A 13,241-nucleotide genomic window follows, 5' to 3' on the forward strand; every position below is an offset into this window, starting at 1 on the left:
AAACTCAATTCAAAGAGGGGGTTTTAAAATGGAAAAACTGTGGAGCAAAACGAAAATTGGCAACCTGGAATTACCTCATCGGTTAGCGATGGCACCAATGACACGTAGTAGAGCGCAAGAGGATGGTACGCCGGGAGAGCTAACTTCCCATTATTATGCTCAAAGAGCATCGATGGGTTTAATTATTACTGAAGGCACACAACCTTCTGATGATGGTCAAGGTTACTTAAGGTCACCGGGCATCTATACGGAAAAGCATATTGAAGGTTGGAAAAAGGTTACGGATGCGGTACATGAAGAAGGTGGATTTATATTTATCCAATTAATGCATGTCGGTCGTGTGTCGCACCCCGACAATACACCACATCATCGTCAACCCGTTGCACCATCTGCGATCGCACCCGGTGTAGAAATGTTTACGGCTAAAGGGATGCAGGAAATACCCGTTCCAAGAGAGTTAAGTGAAGAAAATATCCAGACGACAATTGCAGACTTCCGGAAAGCAGCAGCGGCAGCTATTAAAGCAGGAGCCGACGGCGTTGAAATTCATGGAGCAAATGGTTATCTGATTAATCAATTTATTGGGGAGAATTCTAATATACGATCGGATAAATACGGTGGATCGATAGAGAACCGTGCTCGCTTTGCAATTGAAGTAACGAAGGCAATCGTTGAAGAAATTGGAGCAGAACGAACAGGCTTCCGTATTTCGCCGGGAACACCTCTTAACGGAATTGATGAGGGCGAACACAGTCTTGAAGTTTATCTTCACCTTGTAAAAGAATTAGCTCAATATAATTTAGCTTACCTCCATGTTATGCATTTAGGGAACGAAACACTGCTCCGTGAAATTCGCAACATCTGGCCAAATCCATTATTAGTCAATAGAGCTGGACGGGCTCTAGAAGATCTTAGTGTAGATATTGATAATGGCCTTGCTGATATGGCGCCAGTCGGGGTATGGTCATTAGCTAATCCGGACTTAGTTGAACGCCTTAAAGAAGGCTTTCCTTTGAATGAAGCAGATCGTAAAACATTGTACTCTGGTAACGGAAGCGAGGGTTACACAGATTATCCTACGATGAAAGAACTTCAATCTCAACATCAGTAAAGAATAACATGGATATTGCTTTATGATGGCGTACAAGTTAAAGTACGCCATCAATTTTTCCAATGAACGAATGTGGAATTAAGATAAATGAGAAAAGGAGAAGATGAAGAATTGAAAGCTGCGCAAATGCAAAAATATTCAAAACAAATCCAATTAGAAATAAACAATATAAAAATACCGGAAATCAATAACCATGAGGTTCTTATCAAAGTAAAAGCTGCAGGTGTAAATCCCTTAGACATTCTTATTTTAAATGGTAGTATTCGCATGATTGCCGATTATGACTTCCCTTTAACTTTAGGAAACGAACTATCCGGCGTTATTGAGGCTGTTGGAAAAGATGTTGTGAAATTCAAGGTTGGAGATCCCGTTTATACGAGGCTGCCAATAAATAAAATCGGAGCTTTTGCTGAGTATGCGGCAGTCCATGAGGATGCGATTTCCGTTATGCCTAAAAATCTTTCTTTTATTGAGGCCGCCGCGGTACCCCTCACGGCTTTGACTGCATATCAAGCCTTGCATGATGTACTTCATGTTCAACCCGATAAAAAACTATTTATTTCTGGAGGAACCGGCGGCTTTGGTACGATGGCTATCCCGATTGCCAAATCGATGGGGTTATATGTGATTACGAGCGGCAGTGAAAGAGGTAGATCACGAACACTGTCCATCGGCGCTGATCAATTCATTAACTATAAAGAGGAAAATTATTTTGATTTGCTATCTAATATCGATTATGTTATCGATACATTGGGGGCAAAAGAAATTAAAACGGAACTTGCTATTCTCAAACCCCAAGGGAAATTGGTATCATTGAAGGCTTTACCCAATTACCGCTTTGCTGCTGAAAATAACTTTCCAATATGGAAAAAGCTATTGTTTGGTTTAGTAGGTGCTCGTTTAGATCGATTAGCAGTTAAACAGAATAAAGAATATCGCTTCTTATTCGTGTCCGCTAATGGCAGGCAATTACAAAAACTGACGAAACTAGTTGAGGATGAAGATATTAAGCCCGCTATAGATTCAGTTTATAATTTTGATGACATTAACATGGCTTTAAATAAAGTTTCTACTGGCCACTCCGAAGGAAAAGTGATAGTAACCTTCTAAGGAGAGGATATATGAATTTTGGAAATACGCTCGAAAGGTGCCTTGGCATAACACCACATTCACGCTTCGTAGCATTTGGCTGATTACGCTAAAGGAGAACGTTAGTTTAATAAAACAGCAGTAGTCTAAGACTGCCGCTGTCTTTTTTGTTGGCGCCAGTCTAATACTTATTTTATGGGACCTGTCGGTTTTTAAAATTCAAAAGCCGCTTGGAGCAGCAAAACTTTATTTTCTTCTGACACTTTTTTCTTTGACAAAAGTATACTTATCCTATAGGATTAAAAATAAAAAACTGACTGACTGATCAATCGGGAGGAGGGAACCCATGCAGCCACGAAAGGCGAAGCAGTCCGAGACCGTCTCAAATGACCAACCTGCTGAGCACGCGGGGGAAGAAACAGACCGCAGAACACAGCTTCTTCACATTGCATTGAAGCGGTTCGCCGAGCAGGGTTACCATCAAACGAAGATTTCAGATATCGTGGTAGAGGCGGGAGTAGCCCAAGGCACGTTTTATTGGCATTTTAAAAGTAAAGAGGCACTGGCGCTGGAGATTATCGCTACCGGTCGTGAACAACTACTGTCAGCGATTGGACAGGGATATCGCCGTGATGCGGGAACGCTGGCTGATATGGTTAAGGCATCGGAGGCGCTGTTTGTTCGGTTATTTGATTTTGCATTAGAGAACCGCTATCTGATGGGTTTGCTGCTGATCGGCAGTGGTGTCGATGAACCGGTGCGCCAGAGTATCCGAGAGACAAGGGCCGCGATGGAGCTGGCATTCCGGCGCAATATGGAAAGAGCGATCGAGCTGAATATGTTGCCTGCTGAATTGGATGTCGAATTAAGGGCGGCACTACTCATGAGTATGATCGAAGGTGTCATTACACGCTGGCTATTCGGTTCAGAGGGAACATATGACCACATCACACAGATATCTGCTAAAAGATTGGCAGCAGAGGCGGCTAATTTTGAGTTTTATGGACTATTAGGTCAAAGCTAGAGGGTCAACATCGCATGAATGGGTAGTTGGAACAAATAATATAGCCAAATCACATATATGAACTCAATCATTTACATCCAGATAGGAGAGAAGGATACATGAAAACACGTAAAAAAGGGTTCTTGGTAACTATACTCATGGCTGTGGCATTGTTCAGCCTTGTGCTAAGCGCTTGCGGTACTAAGCCAGAAGCTTCTAATACTAGCAATGGAGCGGGTAGCAGTAATGTGGCAGCGAGTAACCAGCTCGAAGCAATCAAGAAGGCTGGTGTAATTAAGGTAGGCATGATGGGCACCTATCCGCCGTACAATTTCTTGAACGATAACAAGGAATTGGACGGATTTGATGTGGATATCGCCAAAGAATTGGCGAAGCGGATTGGAGTGAAACCGGAGTTCACGGCACAAGAATTCTCGGGACTGGTTCCAAGTTTGCAAAAGAAAAAATTCGATGCAGTGATTAGTCAGGTGACGATTACAGAGGATCGTAAGAAGGCTATTGACTTCACAGAGCCTTATATCACAAACAATGTAAACATTATCGTAAACAGCAAAACAAATGATATTACCAAGCTGGAGGACTTTAAAGGCAAAACCATTGGTGTCGGCTTGGGAACGAATGATGAATCTTATCTGCGGAATGAAGTACTGCCGAAGGTAGGCGATTTTGAGATTAAAACGTATGATGATGTCATTACTTCCTTAAAGGATCTAAACTCTGGTCGTATTGACGCAACAATCAACAATCTGTATGCTCTCAAGCCTATTATCGATAAAAACGGGTTCCAAATTAAAGCCGTAGGCGAGCCGATTAAATCGGATCAAGCGGGTGTAGCCATTAACCAGAAAACTCCTGAGCTCAAAGAAGCCTTGAACAAGGCTTTGAAGGAAATGAAGGAAGACGGCACTTATAAAACAATTTTCAAAAAATGGTTTGGCGAGGAGCCAAAAGAATAACGTAAGCCTGTTAGAGGCGTCTGGCTCCAGTCTTGGCTTTCATGCTGACATGGGGCCACTCGTCTGAAAGAAGGGAATATAACCAATGCTTGAATTAATGTGGGAGAACGTCCCTTTTTTATTAAAGGGTGCTTATTATACGCTATATATTACGATTGTCTCTATGTTTTTTGGCCTAATCATTGGTTTGATTGTTGCTGTGGCCCGGTTGAAGGGGAATCGACCTGTTCGATGGCTGGCGCGCATGTATGTATCGATCATTCGGGGGACGCCGGTTTTGGTGCAGATTGCAGTCATTTATTATGGGCTGGATGATTATGGAATATCATTCGGATCGCTGACAGCCGCTTGTCTGGCACTTAGCATTAATACAGGGGCGTACTTATCGGAGACGTTCCGTGGAGCTATTTTAGCCGTACCCCAGGGACAGACCGAGGCAGCTTATGCAACGGGAATGTCGCCCGGTCAAACGATGTGGCGTATTATTCTTCCTCAGGCGGTACGGATCGCAATTGCACCGATGGGGAATACATTTGTAGGCATGCTTAAAGAAACGTCGCTGGTGTCGGTTATCGGGGTCAGTGAATTGATGCGGCAGGCACAGCTTTTACAGGCGCAGTATTTGCTTTACATGCCGTTTCTGCTCGAAATTGGCCTGATGTACTGGATTATGAGCATTGGATTCTCCGCTATACTGGAGCGGGTGGAAAAGCGTCTGGCTCGAGCTTATTAAGGTGGAGATGATAGATGATGATAACAACTAACGGATTAGGTAAACGATTCGGACAGGTAGAGGTTCTGAAAAGCATTGATTTTCAGGTTGCCGCTCGTGAAATCGTCGTATTACTTGGCCCGAGCGGTTCAGGTAAAAGTACCTTGCTGCGCTGCCTGAACGGTCTAGAAGAGCTGTCTTCCGGCAAGTTTGAGGTGAATGGGATTGAGGTCGATGCTACGGCTCCCGTTCGTGTCCGCCAAGCAGCCATTCGTGAGATTCGCAAACAGACAGGGATGGTGTTCCAGCAATTCAATCTGTATCCGCACAAAACCGCAATCGGCAATGTCATTGAAGGACTGCTGACAGTAAAAAAAATGCCGCGCGACAAGGCTATGTCCATCGGACAACGGTTGTTGGAGCGGGTAGGGTTATCGGACAAGCAGGATGTACATCCTTCTCGTCTGTCCGGTGGACAACAGCAACGAGTAGCCATTGCGCGTGCGCTGGCGATGGACCCGGCGATTATGCTGTTCGACGAGCCGACATCGGCGCTTGATCCCGAGCTGGTAGGGGAAGTACTGGGAGTTATGCGAGAGTTGGCTCAAGACGGAATGACGATGGTCGTCGTTACTCACGAGATGAAATTTGCTCGCGAGGTGGCGGACAAGGTCGTATTTATGGCAGATGGTATCATTTTGGAGGAGGCAGCGCCACAGGCGTTTTTTGACACTCCCCAGCATGAGAGAACACAGAAATTTTTACGCCAAATCAGTGAATTTTAAAGTAAGATCGAGGATAAATCATAGATTATTAAGATGGAAAGAAGGCCTTTAGACATGAAAGTATCTACAACTTGGCACGGCAAACGCGCGTTTACTTCGGAGGGACCATCCGGTTACTCTGTAGGAATGGATGCTACGGCGGCTTATGGCGGTGATGGTAAAGGGATGACACCCATGGAACTGCTGTTGGCGGGTCTGGCGGGATGTATGGGCATTGATATTACGATGATTTTGGATCGTTTTTTGTCGGACATCACTCGCATTGATATTGACGCAGAAGGTACGCGCAAGGAAGAAATGCCGACAGGCTTTACCGCGATTGATCTGACATTCCACGTAGATGGCAATATTCCGGATTACCGCGTATGGAAAGCGATTCAGATGGGTAAGGAAAAATATTGTGCGGTATCCGATTCCTTAAAAGCGGAAATTCGGATGCACCTCATATTGAATGGAACCGAAGTACCCTATCCAGCATAAGTGTCGAAGGATAGTGAAAGAGAGTCAGCCTGTGTTATATACAGGAGGCTCTCTTTTTTATGTTATTTGAAAATATGACATGTAATGAAACTTTTTGTACTGTGTTTTCGTTTAAAATAGAAATTGAAATATAAAAATGGGAAAATAAACCTGTATGTAAAGCGCATACGGGGGGAGGTAAGAGTGAAACGAAAGCGCCTTATCGTGGTAGCAACTAGTTTGGCTACAGTGCTCATCGTTATGGGTGTAGCGGCAGGCTTACTATCTTTCATGCAGAATCAAGTGGCTAATCCCCCGAATACCGTCCGGCCCACAACTGCGATTGCAGCTGACGTTAAGGAAGAAACGAAGGAACAGGATGCTGCCACGCGTTTACTTCATTTTGTGGAGGCGAATGCAGAAAAAGTTTCGATTACGATTCTGAGAGATGGAAAAAAGCTGGCAGGTCAAGAGGAAAACCGGATGATGCCTTTGGCGAGCACCGTCAAAACAATCATAGCGATCGAATATGCCAAGCAAGCGGTGGTGGGTAAGATTAACCCGGACGGGAGAGTGAAGCTGATTTCGCTGGAAAGGTTTTATTTGCCGGATTTGGATGGGGGTGCTCATACGGCGTGGCTACAGAATATGGAGGCTAAAGGGCGGATACAGAATGAAACTGTATCTGTACGAGACGTCGCCAAGGGGATGATTCAATTCAGTTCCAACGCCAATGCGGAGTATTTAATGGACAAACTGGGGGTGGGTGCGATCAATCGGACGAGAGCCAAAATGGGGCTGCAAAATCATGATCCCATTTATCCGTTTGTATCCTCCATTTTGATTCCCTACGAATGGATGAGGGAGAGTCAAGGTGAGAATTGGAATAATACAAAGAATAGCAATTCAGCCAAAGAAGCCATCCAGGCGATGTCTGATACGGAATTTCGCCGATATGCCCGCATGATTCATAACAAACTGCGCCGTGATGTGAGTGGTTCTTACAAGAGAAACGCAGATATTACGACTTGGTATGATCAGGATTATGATCGTATCAATACGGATCGCTTTATAGCTTCAACGACAGCCGATTATGCCTCTTTAATGAGTAAGCTGAATCGTCGTCAAGGGTTCACAAAAGCTGAGCAAAAGTTATTGTCCGAGGTCTTGGAGGAACCATTTATGGTTCTTCCTGAAAACCAGCAATCCCTGAAACATACTGGGCAAAAAGGTGGCTCCACGGCTTATGTTTTGACACTGGCCATGTATGCGACAGATAAGGAAGGGCATTCGACAGAGCTAGCTGTCTTTTTTAACGATTTGGACCCAAGCACAAATGCCAGCTTTCCCGAAATGATAAATGATTTTAAAAAGAGGCTACTGCATGATGAATCGTTTAGAAAAGAAGTTAATCGGCGTATCGGCGTACAGCTGGAGAGGTAGCGCAGCTAAACGCTAGGGTATAGTACTGCGTTTAGCTGCGCTGCGCAACTTCTTATCCTCATCCTATCCGCTGTCTTTTTGTTTGCGTTCCCGCAGCAATAGATACAGAAAATATGGCGCGCCAATGACGGCTGTCACGATGCCAGCGGGAATTTCGAGCGGCGGCTTCAGACCTCGTCCCAGCGCGTCAGCGAGGACGAGAATCAGGGCGCCGATCATCGCCGAACCGGGCAATAGATAGCGGTGGCGATTGCCAAATAACCGCCGTGCCAGATGCGGTGCCAGCAGTCCGATAAAGCCGATGGAGCCGATGGCAGCGACACAGGAGGCAGCCAAGGCGACTGATACAGCTAGCAGTCCTGTACGCACACGCTTCACGCTAAGTCCCAGCCCAGCAGAGCTTTCCTCATCTAGGCTCATAATGTCCAGCTTGCGCTGTAGTGTATAGGCGAGAGGCAGCAACACGATTAACCACGGCAGTAGCCCATACACTTCGTCCCAGCCTTTGCCCCACAGACTTCCAGCTAGCCAAGTGAGCGTGTCGCTGGCTTCGAGTGGATACTTGACCAGTATATAATCGGTCGCAGCCTGAAAAATAGCGCCCACCGCCAGTCCGGTCAAGGCTAGCATATTGGGACGCATGCCTCCCTTCATCGAAAGCTGTACGAGCAACAGTGCAGCTAGCCCGGCCCCGACAAAGGCGGCTACAGGCAGCAGTGCCACTGGGGATGAGGGTAGCAGCACGATGACGAGAACCGCCGCAAAGCCGGCCCCCTTGGATACACCTACCACATCTGGCGAGGCTAGCGGGTTGCGAATCATGCCTTGCAGCAGAACACCGGCTACTGCCAGCCCAGCTCCGGCCATGATGGCCAGCAGACCGCGTGGCAGCCGATAATGATGAACGATGAACCAGGAAGAGGCACTCCGGTCCGTCAGAGCCTTGATCAGCTCAGAGGGCGTAATGTAGGTGCTGCCCACGCCTATAGCTATAAAAGCAACACCTAGCATGAGCGAGAGTAAAATCCACAGTTTTTTCATCGTGAAGCCCTCCCGTTCTTATGCGCCAGATATAAAAAGAAGGGCGCACCCACCAGCGCGGTTACAATGCCAACGGGTGATTCATAAGGAAATGCAATAAATCGTCCAAGCACGTCTGCATATGTCAGCAGCAGAGCTCCGCAGATTGCAGACAGGGGAATGACCCGTTTGTAATTGTCGCCTGTAAACATCTTGATGATATTCGGTACCATCAAGCCCACAAAGCCGATGGACCCGGCTACCGCTATGGCAGAGCCTGCCAGCATAATCACTGAGGCCGAGGCCAGTAGGCGGACAAGACGTACGTTTTGTCCCAATCCCTGTGCGACCTCTGTACCGAGGCTCAGCACAGATAGCGAGGGGGCCAGCGCCAGCGCAAGGATCATACCCACGGCGAACCATGGCAGCACCAGACGTGTGTCGGCCCAAGTGGACCCGTCGATGGCTCCGGCGAGCCAATACAGCACATCAGATATTTGCTCGTTGAACACGAGCAGTCCTTGGGTGATGGAGGCCAGCAACAGATGCACGGCCATCCCGGCAAGGGCCAGCTTGACCGGCGTCATGCCCGCCGTTCCGGCCAGCCCGTATACGAAGGAGCCACCTGCGATGGCCCCGGCAAAAGCAAAATAAATGCTGCCGGACGATCCGATATTCGGCAGCAGCACGATGGACAGCACGACAGCCAGCGAAGCGCCTGAGCTGACCCCGAATACCTGCGGCGAAGCCAGCGGGTTGCGTGTGATGGCCTGCATCAGGGCTCCAGCCACGGCAAGCCCGGCCCCGACGATTAGGCCAATAACGGCACGCGGTAGGCGTACCGTCAAGACAATGAGCTGATCCTTAGACGGATGCTCAGTGAACAGCGCAGTCAGCATGGTGGGGATGTCCATCCTGACTGGGCCAATCGCCACGCTAAGCAGCAATCCAGCCAGCAACGCAGCGATAAGTGCAAAGAAGACCGGCTTATTCAGCCGGTCGCGTGAGGCTTGTCCGATCAACGGGAGCCGTCTCCTTTACTTTGCGCGGGATACAGAAGCGAAATGGCTTGCTCCAGTATTTTTTCGGCTGAGCCGAGTCCACGGTATCGGGTCCACAGTGCCCGGTTTACTTCGTAAACTTCCCCTTTTTTGACGGCCGTAATGTTTTGCCAAAGCGGGTTCTGCTTCCATTCCGCAATGAGCTTCTCATCGGCTTCCACCAAAAAGATCACATCAGGATCCGCTTGTGAAATTTGCTCCAGCGTCAGCTTGACGGTAGGCTCGCTTGTATTTTGAAGGGCATTGTGGATACCCGCTTGCTCCAGTAGTTGTCCATCAAAGGATGAAGCGCCGTGAGCCGATAGTGAATCAGAACGGAATACCCCTAGCAATACGCTGCGTGGCTCACCAGCTTTGATGCCTTCTTTCAACTTTTCCATTGTAGCTTTATGCGTAGCGAGAATTTGCTCGCCTTTTTCCTTCTCACCCAACGCATCGGCGATGACACCGAAGGATGCCAAGTTTTGTTCATAGGAGGAACTGCGGCTCTTTAGAACAATGGTCGGAGCAATCTCACTAAGTTCTTTGTATATGCTTTTATGACGATTCAGATCAGCAATAATCAAATCCGGCTTCAAGGAGCTGATCGTTTCCAGGTTTGGCTGTTTGCGTGTGCCTACTGGTGTGAAGTCGATTTTCTTGCCGAGCAGCCCATCAATATCATCGTCATTTTCCTGAGCTATACCGACAGGAGTTACGCCCAGTTGGGTTGTGGCATCGACAAAAGAGAATTCCAGGGTTACGATTCTTTTGGGTGTACCTGTAACTTTGGTTTCTCCCATCTCATGTTTAATGATTCGAGTGTCGCCTGTTGCTTGAGGTGCTACTGCGCTGTTATCTTGTGACTGGCTTCCACATCCCGCCATAATGACCGTCAGTAGTGCCAGGACCGCTGCAAGCAGCATACCTGTGCGCAGTGGTTGTTTCGGTGTTGCCATATGTTATCCCCCGTTCCAGTATGATTATCAGAGAAACTGATAATCATTATCAATCAACTAACTGTTGATCATTCTAGCAATCGGGAAGGAGGACGTAAATAATGTGGTTATTTAAACCGTTTTGATCGATTAAGTGAATTAAATTCAATAAAATTATGAATAGGAGGAGGGGGAAGTACCAGGACAGCAGAGTTGGGTGGTTTATGCATCCCTCCGCTGTCGGCGATAGATACGCTCCGGTCTGCCGACGGTTCCGTACACCTGATCGTGGTGCGCGTCGCCACTTTCCACTAAATACTCCAGATACCTTCTGGCTGTAGAACGGCTCATACCCAGCTCGATTCCCACTGTACCTGTAGTCACCTCACCCCGTCGATTCAGGAGATCTAGCACTTTGTCGCAAGTTACTTTATCAATGCCTTTGGCCCATAGTTCTCCGACTCCGTTCCCCGCCATTCGACCGGTGCCCGCGCTTTGAAGCAAACTGTCAATTTCAGATTGCTCGACTGTGGATTGTTCCTCTTGCCATGTTGTGATTTGTCGCCGAAACCGGGCATATTCCTCCAAGGTCGCACGCAATCTCTCGAATATAAGCGGCTTTACGATAAAATCAAACACGCCTGCTCGAACGGCTTGTACCACTGTTTCAGCTTCTTTGGCGGCAGTCAGCATAATAACATCTGTACCCGGATAGTGTTGCTTGATGAACGATAGCAGGGTTAGACCATCCGTATCAGGAAAATAAACATCCAGCACGACTAGAGGAGGACGGAGCACGTCCAGTTGAAGTTTTGCCTCAAATTCGTTCGTCGCGATTGCACATACGGTGAACCCGTCCACCTTTTCAATAAATCGGCGGTTAATCTCCGCAATTCGCGGATCGTCTTCAATAATAAGAACCTCAATGTCCGATAAAACCCGCTCATTCATGGGCATAACCTCCTTTTGCATCATTACTCGTATCTGTCCTAATTAAAGGAATGTATACCTCAAAAATACTTCCTCCACCAGGACGTTTGTGCACTTCTATAGAGCCGCCCATTCGTTCAGTGTACTCCAGCACGAGAGCAAGGCCATATCCATGTCCTGCTTCTGCTTTGGTCGAAGCTCCTCTGACAAACAACTTTTCTTGGATATCGTCCGAAATTCCCGATCCGTTATCCGCAACTTCGACGATGATGGCTTCAGTCGTTTCTTCAAGCCGGAACCAGACCTGTCCGTCAGAGATGGAGGACATCGCAACAGCTTCCATGGCATTGTCCAGCAGGTTTCCGGCTATGGAAGCGAGAAAGGACCACTCCAACGTAGGGGACTGGGTTGAGAATGCTCCTTTAATATCAGAATGGAGTAAAACCCCTTTTTCCAGCGCCTGTTTCTTCTTACCGATCAGTAGGCTGGCGATGATTGAATCGGTTAGGAGAGCTGTGCCAATCGGCCTGTGTACACGATATTCCTCTGATTCCTGGGTGATAAAGTCCACCGCTTCGTCATAACACTCCAACTGAATCAGGCCGGATATGAGATACAGCCGATTGGCGTATTCGTGTGTTTGTGATCGCAGTACTTCCGCGTAATCTTTGACCTCTGTCAACTGTTGTGTCATGTGGAGCAGTTCGGTCTTGTCACGCAGACTGGCAACCGTGCCCATGATGCGACCGGAACGATCCTGGATCGGCACACGGCTGACGACTACAATTCGCTGCTGGACCTCAATTTCCTTATTCCATATGTCCTGTCCCTGATCTGGCCCCATCGTTGAATGCTCTACTGTGTAATCGGCAACAAGCATATCAACCAGTACATCTGGAACACCTGTCAAGTGGCGAAGGTCGCATCCGTAGATAGAGGTTTCCGCGGGGAGTCCGATCAAGCGAGCTGCCTGTGGATTGGCAAGTGTGATTTGTCCGTTACTATTCACCGCGATAATTCCTTCGCCGATGGACTCAATAATAGCTTGCTTTTCCTGGTACAGCCGTCCGATTTCCACTGGCTCCAGTCCATGCAGTGCGCGGCGTACCCGTTGCGCTATAACCAGGCTTCCCAATATGCCGATCATCAGCGCGCCCACCATAAACCAGAGCCATGCATATGTGTATGTACGAATATTTTGCTGCACATCTGTCATTAAAAAACCTACAGAGACGAGCCCGATGGCCTTACCTTGCGTATCATAAACGGCTGTTTTGGCGCGTATTGACGGTCCGAGAGAGCCCGTCGATTCAGTGATAAAGGACTGCCCTTGCAGTACCTTATCATTCATGGGGTCTATCATAGGCGTGCCGATGCGCTCTGGGTTTACATGCCACTGCCGGATGAGATGACGATCAGCAATAGTAATAAAATCAGCGCCGCTGCTGGCTTGGACAGGTTTTATGACCTCGTTGATACGCGAACGCAATTGCGTCGTCTCAGTCTGCTCCAGAGCGTCTCTGACCTGCGCATCTACGGCGAGGGTATTGGCGACGGTGAGCGCCCTTTCTCCGATTTCATCATATAGAGCGGAGGTGATCATATATCGAAAGGATAATCCCAACAGCCCGGTAACTACCAGTACTAAAAGGGATATAAATACCATTAGTTTTGTCTGAAAACGCATATGCCTTCACCGCCGTTAAACAAAATATAGGAGGAACGGATCTGCTG

13 protein-coding genes are annotated in these 13,241 nt (G+C 47.6%); 8 read left to right on the plus strand and 5 right to left on the minus strand.

Translation table 11 applies throughout. The annotated features are described in order from the left end of the window. The first annotated feature begins 28 nt into the window (after window positions 1-28). From ACUYLD_RS17965 to ACUYLD_RS18000, 8 genes are all read left to right on the plus strand, one after another. Window positions 29-1,111, plus strand: coding sequence for an alkene reductase (locus ACUYLD_RS17965; protein WP_235307278.1), 1,083 nt, complete (start codon window positions 29-31; stop codon window positions 1,109-1,111). A gap of 87 nt (window positions 1,112-1,198) precedes the next feature. Continuing rightward, a complete protein-coding gene (locus tag ACUYLD_RS17970) occupies window positions 1,199-2,221 on the plus strand; it encodes an NADP-dependent oxidoreductase (protein ID WP_250259386.1) in 1,023 nt (340 codons plus the stop codon). Between the two features lie 325 nt (window positions 2,222-2,546). Continuing rightward, complete coding sequence (locus tag ACUYLD_RS17975) at window positions 2,547-3,224, plus strand: TetR/AcrR family transcriptional regulator (RefSeq protein ID WP_442436608.1); 678 nt, start codon at window positions 2,547-2,549, stop codon at window positions 3,222-3,224. 98 nt (window positions 3,225-3,322) lie between these two features. Beyond that, window positions 3,323-4,180 carry a substrate-binding periplasmic protein gene (locus ACUYLD_RS17980; RefSeq protein ID WP_442436607.1) on the plus strand — a complete coding sequence of 286 codons (858 nt, stop codon included), beginning with the start codon at window positions 3,323-3,325 and terminating at the stop codon, window positions 4,178-4,180. Window positions 4,181-4,265: 85 nt separating this feature from the next. Next, complete coding sequence (locus ACUYLD_RS17985; RefSeq protein ID WP_039272371.1) at window positions 4,266-4,913, plus strand: amino acid ABC transporter permease; 648 nt, start codon at window positions 4,266-4,268, stop codon at window positions 4,911-4,913. 14 nt (window positions 4,914-4,927) lie between these two features. Beyond that, the gene (locus ACUYLD_RS17990; RefSeq protein WP_013308809.1) at window positions 4,928-5,677 is read left to right on the plus strand and encodes an amino acid ABC transporter ATP-binding protein; all 750 of its coding nucleotides are present in this window, start codon (window positions 4,928-4,930) and stop codon (window positions 5,675-5,677) included. 54 nt (window positions 5,678-5,731) lie between these two features. Further along, complete coding sequence (locus ACUYLD_RS17995) at window positions 5,732-6,157, plus strand: OsmC family protein (RefSeq protein ID WP_250259383.1); 426 nt, start codon at window positions 5,732-5,734, stop codon at window positions 6,155-6,157. A gap of 183 nt (window positions 6,158-6,340) precedes the next feature. Then, a complete protein-coding gene (locus tag ACUYLD_RS18000) occupies window positions 6,341-7,579 on the plus strand; it encodes a serine hydrolase (protein ID WP_250259382.1) in 1,239 nt (412 codons plus the stop codon). 63 nt (window positions 7,580-7,642) lie between these two features. On the opposite strand, the gene ACUYLD_RS18005 is transcribed toward ACUYLD_RS18000, so the two are convergent. The 5 genes from ACUYLD_RS18005 to ACUYLD_RS18025 all read right to left on the minus strand — a co-directional run bounded on the left by ACUYLD_RS18005 (window position 7,643) and on the right by ACUYLD_RS18025 (window position 13,194). Beyond that, on the minus strand, window positions 7,643-8,620 hold the full coding sequence (locus ACUYLD_RS18005) for a FecCD family ABC transporter permease (RefSeq protein ID WP_250259381.1): 978 nt from the start codon (window positions 8,618-8,620) through the stop codon (window positions 7,643-7,645). Then, complete coding sequence (locus ACUYLD_RS18010) at window positions 8,617-9,621, minus strand: FecCD family ABC transporter permease (protein ID WP_250267467.1); 1,005 nt, start codon at window positions 9,619-9,621, stop codon at window positions 8,617-8,619. Before ACUYLD_RS18010 ends, ACUYLD_RS18005 begins: the two co-directional genes overlap by 4 nt. Beyond that, window positions 9,618-10,598 carry an ABC transporter substrate-binding protein gene (locus tag ACUYLD_RS18015; protein WP_446675651.1) on the minus strand — a complete coding sequence of 327 codons (981 nt, stop codon included), beginning with the start codon at window positions 10,596-10,598 and terminating at the stop codon, window positions 9,618-9,620. Before ACUYLD_RS18015 ends, ACUYLD_RS18010 begins: the two co-directional genes overlap by 4 nt. Window positions 10,599-10,799: 201 nt before the next feature. Then, on the minus strand, window positions 10,800-11,528 hold the full coding sequence (locus ACUYLD_RS18020) for a response regulator (RefSeq protein ID WP_023987065.1): 729 nt from the start codon (window positions 11,526-11,528) through the stop codon (window positions 10,800-10,802). Beyond that, window positions 11,521-13,194, minus strand: coding sequence for an ATP-binding protein (locus ACUYLD_RS18025; protein WP_446675652.1), 1,674 nt, complete (start codon window positions 13,192-13,194; stop codon window positions 11,521-11,523). The genes ACUYLD_RS18020 and ACUYLD_RS18025 overlap by 8 nt, the downstream gene beginning before the upstream one ends. Between the last annotated feature and the right edge of the window lie 47 nt (window positions 13,195-13,241).

Source organism: Paenibacillus sp. SER-28 (assembly GCF_052906305.1).

Excerpts from the sequence above, each read along its gene's own strand:
- ACUYLD_RS17965 (WP_235307278.1), top strand. The coding sequence starts at position 29 with ATGGAAAAACTGTGGAGCAAAACGAAAATTGGCAACCTGGAATTACCT.
- ACUYLD_RS17970 (WP_250259386.1), top strand. The coding sequence starts at position 1,199 with ATGAGAAAAGGAGAAGATGAAGAATTGAAAGCTGCGCAAATGCAAAAA.
- ACUYLD_RS17975 (WP_442436608.1), top strand. The coding sequence starts at position 2,547 with ATGCAGCCACGAAAGGCGAAGCAGTCCGAGACCGTCTCAAATGACCAA.
- ACUYLD_RS17980 (WP_442436607.1), top strand. The coding sequence starts at position 3,323 with ATGAAAACACGTAAAAAAGGGTTCTTGGTAACTATACTCATGGCTGTG.
- ACUYLD_RS17985 (WP_039272371.1), top strand. The coding sequence starts at position 4,266 with ATGCTTGAATTAATGTGGGAGAACGTCCCTTTTTTATTAAAGGGTGCT.
- ACUYLD_RS17990 (WP_013308809.1), top strand. The coding sequence starts at position 4,928 with ATGATGATAACAACTAACGGATTAGGTAAACGATTCGGACAGGTAGAG.
- ACUYLD_RS17995 (WP_250259383.1), top strand. The coding sequence starts at position 5,732 with ATGAAAGTATCTACAACTTGGCACGGCAAACGCGCGTTTACTTCGGAG.
- ACUYLD_RS18005 (WP_250259381.1), bottom strand. The coding sequence starts at position 8,620 with ATGAAAAAACTGTGGATTTTACTCTCGCTCATGCTAGGTGTTGCTTTT.
- ACUYLD_RS18015 (WP_446675651.1), bottom strand. The coding sequence starts at position 10,598 with ATGGCAACACCGAAACAACCACTGCGCACAGGTATGCTGCTTGCAGCG.
- ACUYLD_RS18020 (WP_023987065.1), bottom strand. The coding sequence starts at position 11,528 with ATGAATGAGCGGGTTTTATCGGACATTGAGGTTCTTATTATTGAAGAC.
- ACUYLD_RS18025 (WP_446675652.1), bottom strand. The coding sequence starts at position 13,194 with ATGCGTTTTCAGACAAAACTAATGGTATTTATATCCCTTTTAGTACTG.